The 21,394-nt window shown below is 70.3% G+C and carries 16 protein-coding genes and 1 pseudogene; 12 read left to right on the plus strand and 5 right to left on the minus strand.

Annotation, left to right across the window (positions count from 1 at the left end; translation table 11 throughout):
• The first annotated feature begins 48 nt into the window (after positions 1–48).
• Positions 49–993 carry a DMT family transporter gene (locus tag I8J32_RS09185; protein WP_200611151.1) on the plus strand — a complete coding sequence of 315 codons (945 nt, stop codon included), beginning with the start codon at positions 49–51 and terminating at the stop codon, positions 991–993.
• A gap of 31 nt (positions 994–1,024) precedes the next feature.
• Positions 1,025–1,330 carry an antibiotic biosynthesis monooxygenase family protein gene (locus I8J32_RS09190; protein ID WP_200611152.1) on the plus strand — a complete coding sequence of 102 codons (306 nt, stop codon included), beginning with the start codon at positions 1,025–1,027 and terminating at the stop codon, positions 1,328–1,330.
• Here the strand turns inward: I8J32_RS09190 and I8J32_RS09195 are convergent.
• The 5 genes from I8J32_RS09195 to I8J32_RS09215 form a co-directional block, all read right to left on the minus strand.
• Positions 1,314–2,171, minus strand: a complete 858-nt coding sequence (locus tag I8J32_RS09195; RefSeq protein WP_200611155.1) for a DUF72 domain-containing protein — start codon at positions 2,169–2,171, stop codon at positions 1,314–1,316. The two genes, I8J32_RS09190 and I8J32_RS09195, sit on opposite strands and share 17 nt — an antisense overlap.
• Positions 2,172–2,475: 304 nt before the next feature.
• Positions 2,476–3,972: an amidohydrolase family protein gene (locus tag I8J32_RS09200; RefSeq protein ID WP_207526519.1), complete on the minus strand. Its 1,497-nt coding sequence runs from the start codon at positions 3,970–3,972 to the stop codon at positions 2,476–2,478.
• A 157-nt stretch (positions 3,973–4,129) separates the two neighbouring features.
• Positions 4,130–5,944, minus strand: coding sequence for a DUF885 domain-containing protein (locus I8J32_RS09205; protein ID WP_200611166.1), 1,815 nt, complete (start codon positions 5,942–5,944; stop codon positions 4,130–4,132).
• A 135-nt stretch (positions 5,945–6,079) separates the two neighbouring features.
• Complete coding sequence (locus tag I8J32_RS09210; protein WP_200611168.1) at positions 6,080–6,382, minus strand: hypothetical protein; 303 nt, start codon at positions 6,380–6,382, stop codon at positions 6,080–6,082.
• A 180-nt stretch (positions 6,383–6,562) separates the two neighbouring features.
• Positions 6,563–6,922: a helix-turn-helix transcriptional regulator gene (locus tag I8J32_RS09215; RefSeq protein WP_200611170.1), complete on the minus strand. Its 360-nt coding sequence runs from the start codon at positions 6,920–6,922 to the stop codon at positions 6,563–6,565.
• 351 nt (positions 6,923–7,273) lie between these two features.
• On the opposite strand from I8J32_RS09215, the gene I8J32_RS09220 reads away from it, so the two are divergent.
• From I8J32_RS09220 to I8J32_RS09265, 10 genes and pseudogenes are all read left to right on the plus strand, one after another.
• A complete protein-coding gene (locus I8J32_RS09220) occupies positions 7,274–8,239 on the plus strand; it encodes an AfsR/SARP family transcriptional regulator (protein WP_200611172.1) in 966 nt (321 codons plus the stop codon).
• Positions 8,240–8,494: 255 nt separating this feature from the next.
• The gene (locus I8J32_RS09225; RefSeq protein WP_200611174.1) at positions 8,495–8,812 is read left to right on the plus strand and encodes a hypothetical protein; all 318 of its coding nucleotides are present in this window, start codon (positions 8,495–8,497) and stop codon (positions 8,810–8,812) included.
• Between the two features lie 855 nt (positions 8,813–9,667).
• Positions 9,668–10,183, plus strand: a pseudogene (locus I8J32_RS18085) (trypsin-like serine peptidase); the annotation flags it as partial.
• 104 nt (positions 10,184–10,287) lie between these two features.
• The gene (locus tag I8J32_RS09235) at positions 10,288–14,331 is read left to right on the plus strand and encodes an N-acetylmuramoyl-L-alanine amidase (protein ID WP_245156281.1); all 4,044 of its coding nucleotides are present in this window, start codon (positions 10,288–10,290) and stop codon (positions 14,329–14,331) included.
• 23 nt (positions 14,332–14,354) lie between these two features.
• Positions 14,355–15,407 (plus strand): hypothetical protein, encoded by a 1,053-nt coding sequence (locus tag I8J32_RS09240; protein ID WP_245156282.1) that lies wholly within the window; start codon positions 14,355–14,357, stop codon positions 15,405–15,407.
• On the plus strand, positions 15,407–15,640 hold the full coding sequence (locus I8J32_RS09245; RefSeq protein WP_200611189.1) for a hypothetical protein: 234 nt from the start codon (positions 15,407–15,409) through the stop codon (positions 15,638–15,640). Before I8J32_RS09240 ends, I8J32_RS09245 begins: the two co-directional genes overlap by 1 nt.
• Positions 15,637–16,401: a hypothetical protein gene (locus tag I8J32_RS09250; RefSeq protein WP_200611191.1), complete on the plus strand. Its 765-nt coding sequence runs from the start codon at positions 15,637–15,639 to the stop codon at positions 16,399–16,401. The genes I8J32_RS09245 and I8J32_RS09250 overlap by 4 nt, the downstream gene beginning before the upstream one ends.
• Positions 16,398–17,864, plus strand: coding sequence for a S8 family peptidase (locus I8J32_RS09255; RefSeq protein ID WP_200611193.1), 1,467 nt, complete (start codon positions 16,398–16,400; stop codon positions 17,862–17,864). Before I8J32_RS09250 ends, I8J32_RS09255 begins: the two co-directional genes overlap by 4 nt.
• Before the next feature lie 151 nt (positions 17,865–18,015).
• On the plus strand, positions 18,016–20,178 hold the full coding sequence (locus tag I8J32_RS09260; RefSeq protein WP_200611195.1) for a hypothetical protein: 2,163 nt from the start codon (positions 18,016–18,018) through the stop codon (positions 20,176–20,178).
• Between the two features lie 101 nt (positions 20,179–20,279).
• Positions 20,280–21,353, plus strand: coding sequence for a hypothetical protein (locus tag I8J32_RS09265; RefSeq protein WP_245156283.1), 1,074 nt, complete (start codon positions 20,280–20,282; stop codon positions 21,351–21,353).
• The last annotated feature ends 41 nt before the right edge of the window (positions 21,354–21,394 follow it).

Here is a 21,394-nt window from a genome sequence, read left to right on the forward strand (position 1 = left end):
AGGCGTGGGCCCCACGCCTGGTCCTTCCGCCGCACGCGAGAATCTCCAATGACCACGCTGTCCACCCCCGTCCTCGATGGCAATGCGCTCGCCCGGCGCAACGCCTGGATTACGCCGCTGGAACTGGCCGCGCTCGGCGCGATCTGGGGCGCCTCGTTCCTGTTCATGCGCGTGGCGGCCCACGATTTCGGCGCGTTCGCGCTGGTGGTGGTGCGACTGGGCCTGGGCTCGCTCGTGCTGCTGCCCTTCCTGTGGCGCGCGCGCCGCCAGTTCGCCAGCCGTGCCCTGTGGGGCAAGCTGGCGCTGATCGGCGCGATCAACTCGGCCATTCCCTTCATCCTGTTCGCCTGGGCCGCCCAGCGCGCGCCGGCGGGCGTGGGCGCCATCACCAACGCGATGACCGTGCTGTTCACCGCCCTCGTGGGTTTCATGTTCTTCGGCGAAAAGATCGGCACCCAGCGCGCCATCGCGCTGTTCACCGGCTTCGCGGGCGTGGTGGTGCTGGCCAGCGGCAAGGTGGCCGGCGCCAGCATCGGCTGGGCCGTGCTGGCCGGCTGCGCCGCGTCGTTCCTGTATGGCATTGGCATCAACCTGGTGCGCCGCCACCTCACGGGGCTGCCGCCGGCGGCGGTCGCCGCGGCGACGCTGGGCGTCTCGACGCTGCTCACACTGCCTTTCGCCATCGCGACCTGGCCCGCGCATGCGATCCCGCTGAAGTCCTGGGGCTGCGCCGCGCTGCTTGGCGTGCTGTGCACCGGCCTGGCCTTCGTCATGTACTACCGGCTGATCGCGCGCATCGGCGCCAGCCGCGCGTCCACGGTCACCTACCTCATTCCCGTGTTCGGCGTGGCCTGGGCGTGGATGCTGCTCGACGAGCCGCTGACCTGGACCATGGCGATCTCGGCCGCGCTCATCCTGGGCAGCGTGGCGATGAGCCAGCGGCCGGCCGTTGGGCGGCCTGATGCAAGCAGGGCCGAAGGAAAGCGCGCCTGACCGCAGGCGAGCCTGACGGGAACGCCTGACGATGATCGCCCGCCTCTGGCACGGCCGCACGCCGCTCGCGCAGGCGGACGAATACGAGCGCTTCCTCGCGGCCCGCGCCATGCCCGACTACCGCGGCACACCGGGCAACCTGGGCGCGCAGGTGCTGCGCCGGGACGAGAGCGGGATCGCCCACTTCCTCACGCTGAGCTACTGGGACGGCGAGGCTTCGATCCGCGCCTTCGCCGGCGACGACCTGTTACGTGCGAAGTACTACCCGCAGGACGCGGACTTCCTGCTCGAGTTCGAGCCCCGGGTGACGCACTGGACGGTCACGTCGGCCGGCTAGTGGCCCGCAACTGCTCGATCAGCGCCATCGCGGCAGCCGGATTGCGCTCCTTGGCTGCGCTGATGAAGAAGACGAAGACATCGCGCGCCTCCGCGTGCGGAGTGCCATTGGCGCTGATGCGCGGCAGGTCGTCGGGGACGCCGCCGCGTGCCCAGATGCGCGCACGCGAGGCCCAGTGGGCCAGTTCGTCCTCGCTGTAGCCATCCGGGAACTCGCTGCGCGAGCGCATCAGCCGTGCGTAGACGAAGTCGGCGGTGATGTCGGAGAAGGACGGGAACTCGCGTGAATCGGTGAATACCGTCGCCACCCCGTGTTCCCGGGCCAGCGCCACGTAGCGCGCGTCGACGAAGGCCGAATCGCGCACGTCGAGCACGTGGCGCACGCGCCGCCCGTCAACCTGTGCGGGCAACTGCGCAATGAAGGTGGTGAAATCCTCGCGGTCCAGCCGGGGCGTTTCGAACTGCCACACCACCGGGCCGAGGCGGTCGCCCAGCGAGGCGATGCCGCCGAGGAAGTCCTCGACCTGGCCCGCGGCCTTGGCCAGCACCTTCGACTGGACGATGCGCATGGGCGCCTTGACCGAGAACACGAAGCCCTCGGGCGTCTGCGCGGCCCAGTTGGCGTACGTGGACGGCTTCTGCGCGCCGTAGAAGGTGCCGTTGATCTCGATCGCGCTCAGCCGGCGGCTGGCGTATTCCAGTTCCCGGCGCTGCACCAGCTTGGGCGGGTAGAAGTTGTCGCGCCAGGGCGCATAGGTCCACCCGCCCACGCCCACCCGGATGCCGTCGATGGCGGGCGTGGCGCCGGCGAAAGTGTCCTCGGGCAGCTTGCTCGCGGGCATGGAAGTCCGTTCTCCTGGGGCACGGGACATGCTGCGCTCGCGTACGTCAACCACGGGGGAAGGCGGGAGCGTCATGTCGAATCCGGGTCAGGTTAAACGGGTGGGCGTCGCGGCGCCACGCGTGGCTGCATGCCTTTCAGGCACGCACGCGTGGCCGCGCCGGGCGAGGCGTGGCCCAGCCAGCATCGTGCCGGGATGATCGGACTTGAATCCCCCGCGACGGGGGCGCAGGCGCACGGCCGGTCGCCGGGACTTCCCGCGTTACGCATCGGCGCCCTCGGCGGCGCCGGTCGTCCTCGCCCGGCTACGGCGCCGGAGGTTGCGCGCGATAGGTCGCCTCGCGCTGCGCGGTGCGTGCCCGCACCTGCTCCAGCAGGGCGTCCAGGGCGGCCCGGTCGAGGTAATCGCCCTTGAGCACGACGGCCTGGATGCGGCGCGTGGCCTCGATGTCCTGCAGCGGATCTGCATCCAGCAGGACCAGGTCGGCCACCTTGCCCACGGCGATCTCACCCGATTCGTCGCCATGGCCCAGGAAACCGGCGTTGCGCAGCGTCGCCGACTGCAGCGTCTGCAGCGGGGTCAGCCCGTAGCGCACGTACTCGCGCATCTCGTCATGCAGCCCGATGCCGGGATAGTTGTACGAGTTGAGGAAGCCGACGTCGGTGCCGATCAGCACGGTCACGCCGGCGCGCTGCAGCAGCGGCAGCAGCGAAGCGCTGCGTTCGTAGACCCGGTGCCGGGCGGCGATGGCCGCGGCGTCGTCGCGGGCGGCGCGCTCCACGCGCCAGTTGTAGGTCGCCTTCAGTCCGGGCCCGATGTAGGCGAGGAAGTCGTCGCCACGATGGTCCACCTGGTCCAGGTAGGCGGTGACGCGGCTGCCATAGAGGGTGGGCGTGATGGCGGTCCCGTGCGCGGCCAGGCGGCGGTAGGCGGCCAGCGCGCGGGTTTCGTCGAAGGTGTCCGCCGCCAGCGTCAGCGCGTCGCGGTAGGCCAGCGTGCCGTCGGCGGAGCGGGCGCTGATCTCGTCTTCGCGCGGCGAGCCGGACTTGAGCGCGTAGCCCATGTGTTCGATCGAACCCAGGCCGTCGGCGGCCACCGCGTCCAGGCTCAGGGACATCGGGATGTGGGCGGAGGTGACCATGCCGCGACGCCGGGCGCCGCGCAGCGCGGCTTCGAACAGTGGCGTGGGCAGCGCGTTGTCGGTGATCTTCACGAAGTCGACGTGCAGCGCCTGCAACTGGTCCAGGGCGGCGTCCAGTTCGGCCTGGTTGGCGACTTCCAAGTCGCCGGGCCAGATCGAACCCTTGCCTTCGATCTTCGGCCCCGAGGTGTAGAGCGTCGGCCCCTGCAGTTCCCCGCGCGCGATCTGGTCACGCCACTGGAGCACGTGCCCGCTCAGGTCGCCGGCCGCATCGCGCACCGTGGTGACGCCATGGGCGACATACAGGGGCAGCAGGTCGCGATTCTCGTCGACCAGCGCCTCGCCGCCGCCGAAATGCACGTGCATGTCCCACAGGCCCGGAATCAGGAAGCGTCCAGCGCCATCCACGGTCCGCCGCGCGGAGGCCGCGCCGGCGGGTTCGATGGCGACGATGCGGCCATGGTCGACCGACACGTCGCGATGGGCGAGCAGGGCGCCGCTGCGCACGTCGACCACGGTGGTGTCGACGATGGCCAGCTCGACCATGGCGGGATTCGCGTCGGCCCGATCAACGGCGGCCGGGGACTCCGCGCGGGGCGGATGGGCACAGCCGGCGAGCAGCGCGGCGAGCAGCAGAAGGGCGGGGGTCAGGAAGCGCATGGCGTGGGCGCAGGGCGGAGGTACCCCGATCCTGCGCCCTCGACCGCCGGCGTGCCAGCCAGCATCAGGCGGCTGGCGGGTTGACTGGTCCGTACCCGTTGCGGGCCGGATCCGTGACCGGCCAGGCGGACCTGGCCGGCCGGTACGCAACAGACAGTTACTTGATCGGTTCGTCCAGCATCAGCTGGCGCGCGAAGCGGCCCGGGGGCGAACCGAAGGACAGCACCTTGTCGTGGAAGGCCTTCAGGTTGAACTTGGCGCCGTCGCGCTTTTCCATTTCGCGGCGCAGGTCCAGGTGCTCGGCGTAGCCGACGAAGTAGGTCGGCAGCTGCGCCGAGGTGAGCCGCGCGCGCGTCCACTTGCCCGCCGCCTCGCGTTCCTGCTGGAACGTGGTGACGGTCATCAGCTTCATCGCGTCGGCTTCGCTCATGCCGTCGACGTGGATGGCCTGGTCCAGGATCGCGTTGGCGAACGCACGCAGCGCCCACTTGCGCTGGATCAGCTGCATCAGCGGATCGTTGTCCATGTAGCCGGCATCGGCCATGACTTTCTCGGCGTACATCGCCCAGCCTTCGATGAACGAGCCCGAGCCCAGCACCGCGCGCAGCACGGACGGATGCTTGTTGGCGTGCGCGATCTGCAGGTAGTGGCCGGGCATCGCCTCGTGGATGCTCAGCTCATGGATCGAGCGGGTGTTGTACTCGCGCAGGAACGAATCGACCTGCGCGGGCGTCCAGTCGTCGGGGATCGGCGATACCGCGTAGAACGTGTCCAGCCCCTTGTCGAGCGGGCCGGGCGAGTCGCAGTAGGCCACGGACACGCCGCGCTGGAATTCCGGCATCAGGATGATCTGCACCGGCGTGTCGGGCACGGTGACCAGGTCCTTCTCGCGGGCGAACTTTGTCGCCTCGGCGGTGGACGCCTTGGCCAGCTCGACGACCTTGTCGCGCGCCGGACGGTCCGCGTAGGCCAGTTCGAGCGCGGCCTCGATCGTCTTCTGCTGTTCTTCGTCGCTGGGCGCGTCGGGCATCGACGCCGGCGCGCCGGGCTTGCCGGCCAGCACCTTGCGGGAAATGTCGTACATCTCCTTGCGCGTTTCGGTGATGGCCGCCTCGGCACGCTGGCGGATGTCCTGGCGCGTCATCGGCGAGTTCAGGGCAAAGGCGAGCTTTTCGTCGTACAGCTGCTGGCCGATGCGGAAATCGCCCTTGGCGTTGGGCACCAGCGTCTCGTCCAGCCACTTCTGGTGTTCGGCCGCGGCGGTGCGCAGCGTGGTGACCGCGGCGTCCAGCTTCGTTCGGTCCGCGCCGCTGAGGGCCTTGGCTTCCGGCACGATCATCGAATCGACGATGCTCATGATGCCGGCGTGCTGCTTCTTCACCGTTTCGGCGTGGATGGCCGGCACGCGTGCGGGGTCGATGTTCTCGCGCATCTGCTGGAACAGCGCCGGGATCTTCTCCATGCGCGCCGTCGCTGCCTTGAGGCGCTGCGGCATCGGCGCGAAGTCCCGCGCCATGAGCGTGTACAGCGCGCCGCCGGCCAGCGAGTTGTAGACCTGCGGGTCCCAGGCCCAGCTCTGCAGCGTCTGCAGGGTCCAGATGTCGTAGCGGATCTGGTTGCGCAGGATCAGGGCGTCGACCTGGTTGTCGCGAGAGAGCCTGGTCAGGTCCAGCGCGTCCAGTTCGGCCAGCATCTTCGTGCTGAAATCGACGAGCTTCTGGCGGCCGGCGGCACTCAGGTCGTCGATGCGGTCATCGAAGGCGTGGTTGCCGGTCTGGGTGGCCGCCACCGGCTGCAGTTCCATCGAGCCGTCCAGCCAGCGCTTGGACAGGTCGGCGAACTTCGCGTCGGCCTGGGCGGTGGACACCTGCGCGGCGGCGGGGGCTTCCACGGGCGCCGTGGGAGCCTTCTGCTGGCAGGCGGAGGTGGCGATGAGGGTGGCGAGGGCAAGGGACAGCGGGCGAAGTCGCATGGGATCTCGGGCGGTTGGAGCGGACGGGGCCGCGACCGCCGGAGGATAGCGTCCCGCGCGCCGATCCGCCCGGGTCGTTGGTCCAAGTCGGGGCGGCTGCCGGGGGATTGGGTGCGGGGCCCAGGGGCGCGGGGGCTATTCGCCCCAGACGGCGTCGGACTCGAATTCCACCAGTACGTCCAGTTCGAAGGCCAGGGCTTCCACGGCCTCGCGGACCTTCCGGGCCGTGGCGTCGTTGGGAGCCTCGATTTCCAGCTCGTGGATGCCCGGTCCCTGGTCGTCGGGCAGGCCCGCGGAACTGGAGTCGTCGTCGTCCAGATGCGGCATCAGGTCGGCCACCTCTTCCACGTGCTCGATGCCTTCGATGCTGGACAGCAGGTTGGCGATGGTGCGGGCGGCGTCCTCGCTTCCGGTCACTCGCATGCGCAGCTGGGGCATGTCGGGGCGCTCTCTTGTTCGTCGGGGGGCGCCCTCAGGCTAGGAGGACGCGCCGCAAGGGAGTGTGACGGACGCCGGCGCGCGCCTCCGGTGCGGGCCCGCGCGGATTGCCGGGTCGACGGTGAGCCGCACGTCGAACGGCCCGGCCTGGGCGGCTTGTTTCGCGCCGATTCCAGCGACTCAGTGCGCCAGCAGGCGCAGGATGTCCAACGCCAGCCGGCGCCGGCTCGGCGAGAGTTGGCGCATCTGGCCGAGGACGAGGCTCTCGTGTTCGTCGCGCGCGTAATCGTCGACGATGACCGCCGTGGAAGCTTCGGCTTCCTCCAGCTGGCTGGCGCCGCGTCCGGTGGCGAGCCACTCGAAACGCGAGCCGGTTTCCATCGCGATCTGGATCAGGTGGTCCACGCTGGGGGTGGTGCCGGTGGGATGTTCCCACTGGGTGACGGCGCTGCGCTTGACGCCCACGCGGCGGGCCAGTTCCGCCTGCGACAGCTTGGCGAGGTTGCGCGCCTTTCGGATCCGTCCGGATAACCCGCTCATCACGCCTCCGTGGCCGCGCAGGGCCGTGAAACTCCATGGATTACGGGCGTTGCCGGGGTCAGCTTAACGGACAGGCAGGCTTGCACCAAATTGGTACGTATTGCTTGCCGCCGTCGTTGCCGCCTGCCGTGGCGCACCCGATCTGATCAACGGGCAGCGCGGCTTGCCTCGGCCACGGGTTTCCTTTGGCGCCGTTTCATGCGACACACGACACCCGCTTTCGCGCGACGTGCACGCCGACGGCGGGCGAAGGCAGCGGTCGAGGGCAGCAATCGAATCCGCGTCCGGCAGGCGCGCACCAGGCGGTGTGTCGATGCCAGCGGCGCCGGAACGAATGCCGGAGGGAAACGGATGTTCAGGATCTGGCTGTTCGGCTCGATGGCGATCGCCGCCGAGGGGATGTCCGAGGGCGCGCAGGGCATCAGTGGCCGCTGTGCGCACCTGCTCGCCTACCTGGCGCTGGGGCAGGGGCGGTACTTCAGCCGCGCCGAGTTGCAGGACACGCTGTGGCCCGAACGCGGGGCCGGCACGAGCGGGTCGTTCAACACGGCCCTGTGGCGGCTGCGGCGGATGATCGAGAAACCGCCCCTGCGCCACGGCGACCTGCTGGTGTGCGACCGCCGCGGCGCCATCGGGCTCAACCCGGAGGGCGTGTGGCTGGACGTCGACGAGTTCGAGCGACTGGTGCAGCCCGGGCTGAGCAAGCCGACCGAACGGCTGAGCGACGCCGACATCCAGCAGTTGCGAGACGGCGTGGCCCTGTACAAGTCGGACATCCTGCTCGACCTGACCGACGACTGGGCACTGCGCCAGCGCGAGAAGCACCGCCGGCATTACCTCAACGCGCTCGGGCGGCTGATGCAGCTGGCCACGATCCGGCGCGAATACGCCCTGGGCATCGGCTACGCGCAGGCCATCCTCGACAGCGACGCCCTGCGCGAGGACGTGCATCGCGACCTGATGCAGCTGTTCGTCCTCAACGGGCAGCGCGCCCAGGCGTTGCGCCAGTTCGAGCACTGCCGCGAGCTGCTGCGCCGGGAGCTGGCGATCCAGCCGATGCGCGAGACGCTTGCCGTCTACCAGCGCATCGCCGACAACGCGATCGGCGCCGTGCAGGCCGACGCGGCCCCGATGCAGGCGCCGCCGCGCGTGGTGGACGCCACCGAAGTCGCCGACTGGCAGGCGCTGGTCGATCCGCGCCAGCACACCCTGGACCTGGGTGACGAACCCGCCCATCGCCTCATCCATGCGGCGCGCCGCAGCCTGGCGACCGCGGACACCCAGTTGCAGCTGAGCCTGCAGCTCATGGCGCGCTAGCCCCGCTCCCCGCCGGGCGGGGGAAGCCGCACCCCACATCCGCGTACCCGCGAGCCATTCATTACGGCTGGCGCAGCCCTGCGCCGGCGTGCGTCCCACAGGGCGCCCGCCCGATCGCGGGTCCGGCATCACACGGATCACCGCTGCATCACAGCCCGCTCCGCCGATGTGAGACAGGCGTGATCCACGGGTGACCGGCGTGTGATGCCGGCCGTGCAGGCTGCGCTCACGCCTGGCGAAGGACCTCGCCGCACCATGACCCTGCTCGAAGACCGCACCGCCGTATTCATCGTTCGCATCTGGTGCGAACGGGGCGACGGCGAGAGTGCCGCCAGCGAATGGCGCGGCTCGGTCGAGCACGTCGACTCGGGGCAGCGGGTGTTCTTCCGCCACCTGGACGCCGTCCAGGAATTCATGAAGCCCCACCTGCAGGGCATCGGCATCGATGCGCAGCAGCGCTTCTGGGAACGCATCTCCACGGTCATCGAGGACGCGCCCGCGGCCGCCGCGCTCGCGCCGGTGACCGTGCGCGTCGAATCGCCCACCGTCATCACCGCACGCAAGCGCCGTTAGGAGTCTGTCATGGCACTCATTCGAGCCAACCGCGAATCGATCGACGACCGCTTCAGCGTGCTGGGCTTTACCGTCCGCACCCAGACGCCGCTGTTCGAAATCGGCCTGGCGACCGAGCCGGAGCTGCTGCGCGCCGAGAACCGCGGCCGCCGCACGCGCAACAACTTCTTCAGCAGCACCGTGCTGGGCGCGACCGGCCGCCGCGACGGCGAGTCGGTCTACCTGGTGCCGCCCAGCGTGGTGGCGCGCTTCGCCGGCCAGCAGCGGCTCTATTTCGGCCTGGCCACCTACCAGGAAGGCAACCGCGCGCTGCCGGTGGAAGTCCGCATTCCCGACCGCGGGAACATGTACGTCAACATGGCGGGCCTGACCGGGCGCGGCCTGCGTCGCACGGCGCGGGTCGACACCGGATCGGCCTATGGCAACGGCAGTGCCGAAGCGCTGCGCTGGGGCGGCGATTCCCTCACCGCCGGCACCGCGGCGGCGCCCGGAACCGCTGGCAATGGCGCTGCCAACGGCGCGGCGGCGGGCGAGCCCGCGCCCTACAACGATGGCTATTCCGACGATCTGTGGAAGCAGCCCGCGGCGGCCGCGCCCACGATGGCACCGGTATCGGCCCCGACACCGGCACTCGACGTCGCGCTCGCGCCCGCACCGCCCGCAGCTGGCGCGCCCGCCGCCGCGCAGGCCTATGGCTATGCGCCGCGGTCCGCGCAGGCGTACGGCTCGGCGCTTTCGGCGCAGCCCATGCCCGCGCGGCCATTCGCCAAGCCGCTGCTGGTCGGGCCCTACTACACACCCGAGGACTGGTGGGGCGCGCTGACCACGCAGATCGGCCATTTCGCCCGCGGCGCGATGTGGTTCCTCGGCGTGGCCGACACCACGCAACCGCCGTATTCGGCGATCTGCCAGGTGCGCACGCCCGACGGCTCCGCCGAGGGCGCGCACTCCGGCACCGCGTTCTTCATCGGCCCGCGCCTGCTGCTCACGGCGGCGCACGTGGTCGACGGCGAGAGCGAGCTGATCATCGTGCCGGGCAAGAACGGCGGCGGCATCAGCGCCACCGCCGAACCCTTCGGCCGCTTCACCGTCACCTCGGCCAATTTCTGCAAGCACCCGTCCTACGGCAGCGGCGTGCGCGACCACGACATGGCCCTGATCTGCGTTCCGCCGGCCAACGCGGCCCAGGGCGCGAACTATTTCAACCTGGTCGAGGAACTGACCCAGTCGCGGCCCGAGGGCGTGGTGGTCAGCGGCTACGCGGCCCGGTGGTTCGCCACCAGCGCGATCGAGGAGTACGTCAACGCCAACATCGACCAGAACCGCCAGCACATGCACGGCGGCTACATCCGCGAGATCCCCACCGAGGGCACCTTCACCTACGACCTGCAGACCCTGGCCGGCACCAGCGGCTCGCCGGTGTACTGGATCGAGGCCGGCGCCAGGCCGCAGGCGCACCTCTGGTCGGTGTGCACGTGGCCGCCCACGACGACACCACCAACAAGGGCTGCCGGATCACCCAGGAGAAACTGCGCTGGATCCGCGACACCGCGGCGCGCTGGGGCCAGACCCTTACTTTCTCGCTCGGCACCCGCGCGCTGGATGCGCCGCCGCAGGAGGAAGAGGAAGACGACCCCGAGATCTACGGCATCGGCGAGGGCGAGCCCGAATACGTCCAGGCGGCCACCGCGCAGGCGGTGCACGCGCTTACCGCGACCAGTCCGGACTATCCCGGCGCCAGCCGCTTCGCCCCGGCGCATTCCAACAACTTCCGGGTCGGCCGCCGGCGCAATGCCGCGGTCGACCGCATCGTCATCCACATCACGGCGGGCGGGCCGAACATCAACGGCACGATCAGCTGGTTCCAGAACGGCAGTCGCGTCACCTCCAAAGGCAAGCCCAACCGGTCCAGCGCGCACTACATCGTCGGCCGCGATGGCGAGGTGGTGCAGATGGTGCGCAACGCCGACACCGCCCACCACGCCAGCGCCGTCAACCCGCGCAGCATCGGCATCGAGCACAACGCCAACAAGCCCTCGCGCGGCAACGCGCGCGACCTGCCGCCGACCGACCCGCAGTACGAGGCCTCGGCCCGCCTGGTCGCCTGGCTGTGCCAGCAGTACGCACTGCCCATCGATCGCGAGCACATCGTCGGCCACTTCGAAGCCTCGCCGCGCGACAACCACGACTGCCCCAGCGACTACTGGGACTGGGACCGCTACATGGCCTGCGTGCAGCTCGCCGCCACCCAGCTGGCGAGCGGGCAGGGCGTGCGCAGCCTGGCGATGCCCGTCCCGCGCCGCGCGGTGTCCCGGGGATTGGAAATCATCAGCCCCTTCTATGACCCGGCCGACCCGTCCACCGCCCTGAGCTGCCAGGACAACGCCTTCAGCCTGGCCCGCGAGGAGTGGTTCGTGGGCGTGCCCAACACCTCGATCTTCCCGCATTCGGCGATCTGCCAGCTCAACATGACAGCGCCCGATGGCTCCCAGTACTCGGGCACCGGCTTCTACGTCGGCCGCAACCGCATCCTGACTTGCGCGCACAACCTGCATGGCATGAGCCGCTGCGAGATCATTCCCGGCCGCAACGGCGCGGGTAACCGCCCGTTCGGCAGCGCGACCGTGCAGAGTGCCTCATGGCGCATCGCACCGCGCTACAGCGGCAGCGGGGACTGGGACAACGACCTGGCGGTGATCGACAACGTGCCGATCGCCGCGCCCGGCGGCGCCTGCTTCGAATTCCTCAATGCCTCGCCGTCCGACCGCCTGCCGATCGTGGTGTGCGGCTACTCCGCCGCCTCGCGCACCGTGCCGGAACTGGACTACATCATCGACGGCGACAAGCAGCACCTGCACGGGGGCTACGTCTCCAGCGCGCCGACCGCCGACACCATCGACTACCCGATCCTGTCGCTGATGGGGGCGAGCGGTTCGCCGGTGTACACCCTGAGCCGGGCCAGCGGCACGCTGAAGGCGATGATCTGCGCCGTGCACGTCAGCGGCGAGCCGGCCGCGCAGGGTCTCAACCGCGGCTGCTTCATCACCCCGACCAAGATCGACTGGATCGAAGGCCGCGCCACCACGTTCTCCCTGGGCGTGACGGGGCGCGGCCTGTCGCAGGAAGTCGACGACGACAGCCAGCGCGGCATCGAAGGCCCCATCCCCGATGACAGCGCACGGGCACAGAGCCTGGCCGCGGTCGGCCGCGCGCTCACCGCGCCGAGCGCCGAATACCCGCAGGCGAGCCGCTTCGTGCCCGCCGACAGCGGCAACTTCCGCGCCAGCTCCAGCGCCCGCGCGATCGAGCGGATCGTCATCCACATCACCGACGGCGGCGCCAACATCAACGGCACCATCGGCTGGTTCCAGAACCCGGCCGCGCAGGTCAGCGCCCACTACGTGATCGGCCAGGACGGCGAAGTGGTGCAGATGGTGCGCCATAACGACGTGGCCTGGCATGCCCGTTCGGCCAATCGCACCAGCATCGGCATCGAGCACGTGGCCAACACGCGTGGCCTCGTCCCGACGACGGCGCAGCTGTGCGCATCGGCGGCGCTGGTCAACTGGCTGTGCGACACCTTCGGCATTCCCGCCGACCGCGCGCACATCCAGGGCCACAGCGAGGCCGACACCGCGACCACGCACACCGGCTGCCCGAACGCCGTTTGGGACTGGAACCACTACATGAGCCTGGTCAGCTCGCGCAGCTGCCACGCGCCCGACGCCGCCCGCGCGCAGGCGCTGTCCACACGCGCACTCGAGATTCCGCTGGACCCGGGCATCGGCGGCATGTCCATCGGGTACGAAGCGCTCGCACCGGGCGACATCATCGTGTCCACCGCACGCCATGCCGTCTCCTTCGCCATCCGCGCCGGCACGCTGTCGGCCATCAGCCACGCCATGATCTACGCCGGCAACGGCAATGTGATCGAGGCCGTCGGCGACGGCGTGCACGAGGTCCCGCTGGCAACCGCGATCGGCGATGCCATCCTGGCGGTGGCCTACCGCGATCCGCGTGTCGACGCGGCCCGCGCGCAGGCCATGGTCGACTTCGCCCGCGCGCAGGTGGGCCAGCCCTACAACTACACGGGCGTGGCGCGCATCGGCCACCGCATCCTGTTCCCGCTGCAGGCACGCCTGCTCGACGCGATCGCGTCGATCACCGGCGCCGACACCACCACGGCGCGCTCGTTCTACTGCTCCGAACTGGTGTTCGCCGCGTTCGAGGCGGCGGGCATCCCGCTGGTGGCCGCGGCCGCCGGCGACAGCACGCCGCAGGACGTCGTCGCGCTCACCCGCGGCAGCCTGGGCTACGTCGGGCACCTGAAGGCGCGCGACGAGTTCCTGGGCATCGCGCTGGGCCTGTCCGCGCAGGCCCTGTCGGGCGGCTCGGACTATCCGGTGCACCTGATCCCGCAACCGAACAAGGACGCCTGCTGGGCCGCGTCGATGGCGATGCTGCTGTCGTTCCGGCGCAACCAGTCGCTGACGCCGGAGACCCTGGCGCGGGACGTGGGCGCGTCGCTGGCCACCTGCTACAACTGGGACCTGCTGGAGGCCGTGCGCGACCGCTACGGCTTCCAGATCCTGCGCCAGCCGGACAACGCCAGCATCTACCACTCGCCCCAGCAGTGGGCGGACTGGCTGGCCTCGTACGGTCCGTTGTGGGTGGTGATCGTGGGCGCGCCGCATGCGGTGGTGCTCGCGGGCATCCGCGGCAACCTGGCCGATCCGGCGTCCGTGCAGGTCAAGATCCTCAATCCGTGGGATACGCGTGTCGGCTTCGACGCCGATCCGGTCGAGTTCCATCCGCGCAACAACGGCTACGAGGACTGGCTCGGCTTCAATCAGTTCGCCAGTGACTTCGGCAACATGGCCGAGCCCAACTACGGCAACTGGCGCGTGTTGCATCTGCCGGCCGTGGCGGCTTCCTCCCAGTCGCTGGGCCATGGGGGCGGCTATGCGCTCAAGCGCGCGCCCGCGGCGCTGTCGCTCGACCTGGGCGGGCCGCTGACCGGGCAGCCGCAGGAGCCGATCGAACCCACGAGGATCGCCGGGACGCGCATGCATACCGTGCGCGGCAGCGCCGGCGCGTCGCGCTGGGCGCTGGACCAGGTCGAGGGCCTGAAGTCGCCGGCCACGCCCAATCTCACCGTGGGTTCGGCCGCGACCGGCGAGGTCACCGTCGAGCTCAACGACTGGCCGGCCATCGACGGCGCGCCGTGTCCGCTGCCGCTCACGCTCAGCTTCCGCGCCTCGCAGGGCAGCGTCGGCGACGTGCGCATCCGCGCCGGGCTGCCCGCCAACCTCGCCTATGGCGTGGAGGCGACCGCCCGCATCGAGGACCACGAAGACCTGGGCGGCGTGGCGGCCATCCGCGTCACCGTCGATTACCGCTTCAGCGGCCTGGCGCAGGGCAACCCCGCTGCGCGCATCCGGCTGCGGCTGCTGGGTGACGGCCGCTTTGAACGCGAGAACGGCTGGGTGGATGCCGGCGGCATCCGCCAGGCCGCGTAACCAGTGCGACATGGGCCGGCGGCGTGTCCGCCGGCCTGCGACCCGGTCCAACCATCGCCACCTGCCTGCACGAGGAAGCCATCGTGTCCACCGTCAGTCCAACCAGCGGAAGTGGAATCATCTTCCCGCGCCAGGGGCAGGCGGGCGCGCACGCGAACGGATCGGCGAGCGCGCACGCGCTGGCCGACACGCCCGCCGCAGACGGCAAGACACCCAAGCCGCAGGCGACCGAGACCATCGCCGCGCGCACGGGCGCGATGGTCGATGAGATCGATTTCCCGGGCTTCGTCGCCGGACTCGTGCATGGCACCTTCGATGCGATCGTGGATGCCTCGATCCGGCAGATGGAGAGCTACTCCACGCTCATCGCGGCGGTGGCCAAGACAGTTGACCAGTTCACCGCCGAGAACGTGACGCCCAACCAGGCCCGCGACTGGCTGGCCACGCGCTACCCGGGCGAGGTGCGCATCCGCATGCCCGACGGCGGCGAGGTGACCGAGCCCACGCTGGAACCGCGCGCCGACGACCTCACCCCCGCCTGGCTGGCCGATTTCAACCTGGAGGGACAGACCCTCACCACCGAGCTGCTGGAAGAGCAGGTGGTGCCCAACGTCAAGCGCAGCATCGGCGCCGAACGCCACCAGCTGCTGACCTCGATGGTGCTGCTGGGCCTGAACCGCGTGGCGGTGAAGGACGGTTCGATCAGCGCCAAGGTCATGTTCCGCGCCGCGGCGCGCGACGCGGCGGGTGTGCAGTACGCCACCAGTTCCGATCCCAATTCGATCGCCAAGTGGGGCGAGCGCGGCGCGCAGACGTATGGCGGACAGACCTCGACGATGGTGTCCACGCTGCAGGTCAACGCGCAGAACGAATCGAGCGTGCGCGCCGACCTGTTCGGCGAGGTCAAGCTCAACTTCGTCAGCGAGACGCTGCCGCTGGACAAGATGGTCGAGCCGGCGAAGATGGCCATCCTGCAGCGCAATGCGCCCGGCATGCGGGCCCCCGCCGCTCCCGCCGCGGCGCCGGCCGCCGCCCCCGCGCCCGCCGCGCCCGCGCCCGGGCAGGGAGCCGCGTGATGCTGCGCGAACTGTCCCAGCTGCTCGACGAGCTGCATGAGGGCCTGGTGCAGCTGGAGCTGCGCGAGGGCGTCGCCCTGCGCGGCGTCGAGATGACGCTGCCTCTTGAATTCCGCGTGGTCCTGCGCGATGGCGGCTGCGCGCTGCTGGCCGACGTGCCGCGTGCGCGCGAAGGCCATGAATGGCTGCCGCGCGCCTCGCGCCTGAGCGTGGGCTGGGGAGAGTCGCCATGACCCAGATGCCACCGCTGCTGCAGGACGCCGGCGTGCCCTTCGACCTGTTCATCCAGGCGCTCACCGAGCAGCTGGACAAGGCGCAGGCGTCGATGGCGATCAAGGCCCGCGTCGGCAAGCTGCCACTGACCTTCGCGGTGAAGGACGTGTCGCTGGACCTTCGCGCCTTCGTGCAGATGGTCGACGACGAAGTGTTCCTGCGCCCAGCGGGGCCGGGCGAGACCGAAGCCAGTTCGGTGAAGCTGAGCCTGACCACGATCACCAAGCCGATGATCGAGGAGAACGCGGTCGACTACAAAGCCGAGGACCCCAAGTTCAGCCTGCGCGAGGCCATGGGCGGCTCCATGTCGGAGGACGAGCAACGCCGCCTGGCACGCATTGGCGTGCGCACGATCACCCAGCTCAACGAGCTCAAGGCGACGGCCGGGACGGACGTCATCGCGCGGCTGTCGCGCATGCCGGTCAACCGCCTGCAGCAGGCCCTGATGAACGCCGCCGCGCCGCGGGTGACCCGCGTGGAGCACAACGGCGGCGAGAACTCGCGCGTGCACCTGCAGGCGCCGAACCTGCGCATGAACCGCCTGCCCCGCATCTTCGCCGCCGGCCAGAGCGTGCCCGTGGTCGAAGCGCAGGACGGGCAGATCGTGTTGCAACCCCTGGCCATGCAGCTGGGCTGCGAGGCCGAGGTGGATTTCGGCGACGGTGAGGTCGCCCGCGTGCATCTGCGCGAAGGCCAGCTGGGCACCTGGAGCACGCCATGAACAACCGGCCGCCCGTGCGCACGAACCGCCTGCTGGTGACGCTGAAGCTGGGCGAGGTGCCCGAACACCTGCCGGGGCTGCGCGCGGTGCACGGCTATGGCACGCCGATGGCCGAGCACGTCGACCGCGGCGTCATCGACCGCTTGCTGCGCCACCATGGGGGCGCCTTCCGCGCCGCGCGCCTGCACAGCGCACGGACGCGCCGCATCGAGCGCGCCGTGGCCGGTGCGCGCCGCTTCGACGATGTCGAGCAGCTCAGCGGCGTGGCGCGCGTGCTGCGCATCGAAGTCCGCGACATCCTGCGCATGCCCGCGCTGCTGCAGGCGCTTGCCGAACTGCCGATGGTCGATCGGGTGAGCCTGGACCACGTGTGCCGGGCGCCGTTCTCGCAGCCACTGGCCGCGGGTGCGCCCCCGGATGCCGTATCGAACGCGCCCTGGGCGGGAGACGCGATCCACCTGGCGCAGGCGCTGGCCTTCGAGCCAGGCGATCCGGCGATCGTCGTCGGCCTGGCCGATACGGGCGTGGCCGTGGGCCATGCCGAACTCGACCAGCGCGTGCGGGCCGGCTTCGACAGCGTGGACCTGGATCCCGCCGCCGTGGGCGGGCTGCAACTGGTCGGCGACTACCGGCGCCGTGGCGAACGGCCGCAGGACGAAGTCGGGCATGGCAGTGGCTGTGCCGGCATCCTGGTCGCGCGTGGTCGCGGCATTCCTGGCGGGGCGGCCGGCGCCTGCGGACTGACGCCGGTGCGCGTGCTCGGCGCGGCGCTCGGTCCCGGCGACAAGCGCATCGGCGTGGGCGCGCTGGACAACATCGACGCCGGCATGAAGCGGCTGATCGACCTGGGCGTCAAGGTGATCAACATGAGTTTCGGCACGCCCGAATCCGCGCTGCCGGAAGAGGCGCCGCGCCCGCATGAGGAAATCATCCGCTACGCCTTGTCGCGCGGCGTGATCCTGGTCGCGGCCAGCGGCAACTCCGGGCTGACCGAGAAGTACTACCCCGCCGCCCACGAGGGCGTCATCGCCGTGGGCGCGGTGGACCGCCACCTCCAGCCGGCGCCCTTCAGCACCCGCGGCGACCACGTCGCCCTGTGCGCGCCGGGCCGCGACATCCGCACCTGTGGACTGGACGGCTACCAGACCGCCACCGGCACCAGTTTCGCCTCGCCCTTCGCCGCCGCCGTGTGCGCGCTGCTGGCGTCCCGCGCCGCGCGCCGCGCCTGGCCGCTGAGCAGCGAGGACGCGCGGCAGATCCTCGTCCAGAGCGCGCGCCCCTTCGCCGGCGCCGGCGTGCAGGGCTGCGGGCGCGGCGTGCTCGACGCCGCCGCCGCGCTGCGCGCGCTGGACGCCCGCATCGATGCGGCCATCGCCGAGGAAGAGGGCGAAGGGCTGCCGCAGGAATACGACGTTGTACCCGCACCACCCGCGCACGACTCGCTCGCGAGTCTGGCGGCCTGATGAGCAAGGCAAACGCTGCCGAGGAGAGTCCGATGGCGATCACCCGAAATCCCAGCAAGTCCCGCCGGAAAGCGGGCGCCGCGGCAGCCAGGTCCGATGCCGCACGCACCGCCTACGCGTTCCATTCCGCCACCATCACGAGAGAACAGCCATGAACCGCATCCTGCTGGTCGACCTTGGCGAACGCGAGCTGAAAAAGCGTCAGGAGCTGCGTGCACGCCGGCAAGTCCTCGAAACCATCAAGAACACCGCCGCGACCAGCGGCGGCCTGAGCCCGAAACAGAACGACGAGCTGGAGGAGATCCGCAAGCAGCTCGCCAGCGACATCACCACCGACACGTTCTACCAGCTGGTCGCCGCGACCCACCAGCAGAAGGACTGGTCCACGCTCGTTGCCGGTGCCGAGTTCGTCCACGAGTACGGCCTGGTGGGCAGCCAGCGCACTCTGGGCGCCGCGTTGTCACCCATGAAGGAGGCCGAGCGCGAGATCGCGGCGATCTGCGGCCTGCTGCAGGTGGACGGCTACACCGACGCCAGCCGCCCGGATTTCGTCCAGAAGGTCAGCGTGGCCCAGGGCGAGTACCGCAAGAACCGCAAGCTGTTCGATGCCGCATTCCTGCAGCTGGGCGACAAGTACAAGGTCAGCCTGCAGACGCAGATCGCCTCGTGCCAGGTCGACCGCCACATCCTGGGCTGCGTCACCCCGGGCGGTAATCCCGAGACGCGCGACCAGGGCGGCGACTTCGAGACCGCCAAGCGCGAAGCGGTGGCCAAGGCGCAGGCGGCGCAGGCGCAGGCGACCACCGCCCGCCAGGCGGCCAACACCGCGGCGGCGGCGGCCAAGACCGCCGAGGCCGCACGCCTGGCCGCCGACGCCGAGCTGGCCACGGCGGAAGCCAAGGCCACGCTGACCCGCGCGGCCCGCAAAGGCCTGACCGCCGACGAGCTCAAGGCGCTGTCGGATGCCTTGAAGCTCGCCAGGACCAAGGCCAAGACCGCCGCGGCCGACGCGAAAGTCGCCGAGCTGCAGGCCACCACCACGGCCGCGACGGCGACGGCGGCTGAAAACGACGCCACCGCCGCGAACCAGGCCGCGACCGACGCCGAAGTGAGTCGTTCGATCGCCGCCTCCATCGCCGCGATGACGCCCGGACCGAACGAGACCGTCTGCGCCCTGAGTGCCCGCAACCTGGCGGGCGTCGTGCGCCGCCTGGCCACCGATGGGGTCAGCGCCAACGACGCCTGGCTCGCCAGCCGCATCCAGAACGTCTACGACATGCAGACCGGCGTCGTGGCAGGCGCACCGCCTTCGGCGATGGAGATCATGCTGCCGGACCTGGATGAATCCACCGACGTGGAAATAATCAAGGAGAACCTGCATGCGGTGCAGGCGATCTACTTCGCCTACATGCTGGAGGAGATGCGGCTGCCGCAGGTCGTCGAGCGCATCGTCGAACTGTTCCGCGGCGGCCTGCTGCCGCTGGGCCGGGGCAAGGCGGGCGACTACCTGTTCCGCTACTTCAAGACGGCGTCCGAACGCATCACCGAAGGCGAGCGGCGCGACCTGTACATGCGGGCCTTCGGTGCGCCCGGTGGCGACGCCAACAACAACCAGCCCAACCGCGAGTTCAACGAACTGTGGCTGCGCTTCGTCTCGTCGGTGTCGTCCTTCGGCCGCCAGCTCAGCGTCGACCGCCTGCTGCGCACCAACATCCCGGTGGCGGTGTCGCAGGAGCAGGTGCGCAAGTCCGCGCGCGACCTGGCCGCCAGCCTGTCGCGCTGCGGCTACGGCATCGCGTATTTCGCCGCCACCGAGCTGCAGGCGATGATCCTGGAATACCGCGACCTGCTGAGCGACCCGGAAGTGCGCGGTGCATTCGGCGCACGCGACATGTGGCAGGTGATCGACCAGGTGAACGTCAACTACCTGGGCGGCGCGCGCAACACGCACCGCTACCGCACCCAGGCCCGCGCCGGCGCCGTGATCATCCGCTGGCTGGCCAACAACCACCAGCGCATCACCGGCCGCTTCGGCGAGGTGATCTCGCTCAGTGCACTGACCAACCCGCAGCTGCGCGGCAGCGACCAGCCCACGGTCGAGCCCAACGACTGGGATCTGGTCCAGGCCTGCGAGCAGTGGCTGGCGGTGGGCGGGGTGCAGGAGTCGAGCGTGGAGGAATACGCGCAGCCCATGGAATCGCCGGTCATCACCAGCAAGCCCATGGACCAGCTGCCGCAGTTCGCCCGCGACCTGCTCGACTCGGTGCCGATTCCCGCCGGGTTCAACGGCAATGGCGGGTTGCCGATGCATTGACGATGCATTGATCGGTGCCGCCCCACGGCGGACGCGACGGCCGCAGCCTGACCTCCGGCCGCCGCGTCCACCACCTCCCATCCTTCAATGGAACTGCCGTCATGAATGCCATGGTCCAACCGCAGACGCGCACGCAGCAGCCGCCCAAGGCGGTGTCCCACATGGTGAAGCACTCGCTCCAGCAGGCCTCGCAGGCGCTGGGGACGCGCGATCCGCTGCCCTACCTGGACGGGCTGATCGACCGCACGTTCTACCTGCCCGACGACGACACCTCGTACGCGCGCAACGCGCTGGCTCCCGGCGCGGTGCCCTACGAACCGTCGTTCTCCGAGTCCGAACCCAACGCACTGCGCTTCACCATCGCCCCGCTGGGCCCGAACGCACCGCCGGTGGCGCGCCGTGACGAGGCCACCCGCGAGATGCGCCGGCTGATCGCACCGATCTTCGGCCGCGACGCGCTGCGCTGGTTCGACTCGCGCAGCGAGCAATGGCGTGGCTTCGACGGTCTGAGCTGGATGAACTACGGTGCCTGGTTCGGCAGCGCGTTCGACGAGGACGGCCTGTACGCGGCCAAGATCTACTACGAGCTGCTGCCGACCCAGATCGACGCACTCGCGCCCGGCCTCGCCCAGCTCACGCGGCAGGTGATGACCGAGATGCCCAACCTGATGCCGATCTTCACCTCGATCGGCTGCAAGCGCGAAACCGGCAGCCAGCGCGTGACCTTCCTGCACCGCGGGCCGATGCAGGTCGCCTCGCTCGGGCCGCTGATGAACCGGCTTGGCATCGGCCACCAGTTGCCGAGCCTGATGCGCATCGTCGGCGTCGCCCTGGGCGGGCGCTTCGAGTTGCCCGCCGGCGGCGTGCTGGTGGGCATGCGCGAGACGGGCGAGGGCGTGGAGCTCAAGCTGGAGATCCTGCTGGCCGCGATCCCCGACCTGCCGGCGCGCTTCCTCGACCTGCTCAAGCTGGGCCTGGCCGAACGTCCGCGCCAGTTGGCCGCGCTGTCGCGCTGGCTGGACGCCTTCGGCATGGACGACGCCAACGAGCAGGGCCACTTCTCCGTGCTCAGCATCCGCGTGACGCCGCATTCGGCCGCGCGCATCAGCCTGTACGTGCGGCCGATCGAATTCGAGATGCGCGAGCAGATCGAGGAGGGCCGGGCCTTCCAGTAGTCGCCACAGCGCGCGTCGCAGCACGCGTGAGTTCCCGTCAC

The organism is Lysobacter solisilvae (assembly GCF_016613535.2).
Taxonomy (GTDB): Bacteria; Pseudomonadota; Gammaproteobacteria; order Xanthomonadales; family Xanthomonadaceae; genus Agrilutibacter; species Agrilutibacter solisilvae.

Excerpts from the sequence above, each read along its gene's own strand:
- I8J32_RS09260 (WP_200611195.1), top strand. The coding sequence starts at position 18,016 with ATGAACCGCATCCTGCTGGTCGACCTTGGCGAACGCGAGCTGAAAAAG.
- I8J32_RS09195 (WP_200611155.1), bottom strand. The coding sequence starts at position 2,171 with ATGCCCGCGAGCAAGCTGCCCGAGGACACTTTCGCCGGCGCCACGCCC.
- I8J32_RS09205 (WP_200611166.1), bottom strand. The coding sequence starts at position 5,944 with ATGCGACTTCGCCCGCTGTCCCTTGCCCTCGCCACCCTCATCGCCACC.
- I8J32_RS09255 (WP_200611193.1), top strand. The coding sequence starts at position 16,398 with ATGAACAACCGGCCGCCCGTGCGCACGAACCGCCTGCTGGTGACGCTG.
- I8J32_RS09185 (WP_200611151.1), top strand. The coding sequence starts at position 49 with ATGACCACGCTGTCCACCCCCGTCCTCGATGGCAATGCGCTCGCCCGG.
- I8J32_RS09245 (WP_200611189.1), top strand. The coding sequence starts at position 15,407 with ATGCTGCGCGAACTGTCCCAGCTGCTCGACGAGCTGCATGAGGGCCTG.
- I8J32_RS09220 (WP_200611172.1), top strand. The coding sequence starts at position 7,274 with ATGTTCAGGATCTGGCTGTTCGGCTCGATGGCGATCGCCGCCGAGGGG.
- I8J32_RS09215 (WP_200611170.1), bottom strand. The coding sequence starts at position 6,922 with ATGAGCGGGTTATCCGGACGGATCCGAAAGGCGCGCAACCTCGCCAAG.
- I8J32_RS09210 (WP_200611168.1), bottom strand. The coding sequence starts at position 6,382 with ATGCCCCAGCTGCGCATGCGAGTGACCGGAAGCGAGGACGCCGCCCGC.
- I8J32_RS09190 (WP_200611152.1), top strand. The coding sequence starts at position 1,025 with ATGATCGCCCGCCTCTGGCACGGCCGCACGCCGCTCGCGCAGGCGGAC.
- I8J32_RS09225 (WP_200611174.1), top strand. The coding sequence starts at position 8,495 with ATGACCCTGCTCGAAGACCGCACCGCCGTATTCATCGTTCGCATCTGG.
- I8J32_RS09250 (WP_200611191.1), top strand. The coding sequence starts at position 15,637 with ATGACCCAGATGCCACCGCTGCTGCAGGACGCCGGCGTGCCCTTCGAC.
- I8J32_RS09200 (WP_207526519.1), bottom strand. The coding sequence starts at position 3,972 with ATGCGCTTCCTGACCCCCGCCCTTCTGCTGCTCGCCGCGCTGCTCGCC.
- I8J32_RS09265 (WP_245156283.1), top strand. The coding sequence starts at position 20,280 with ATGAATGCCATGGTCCAACCGCAGACGCGCACGCAGCAGCCGCCCAAG.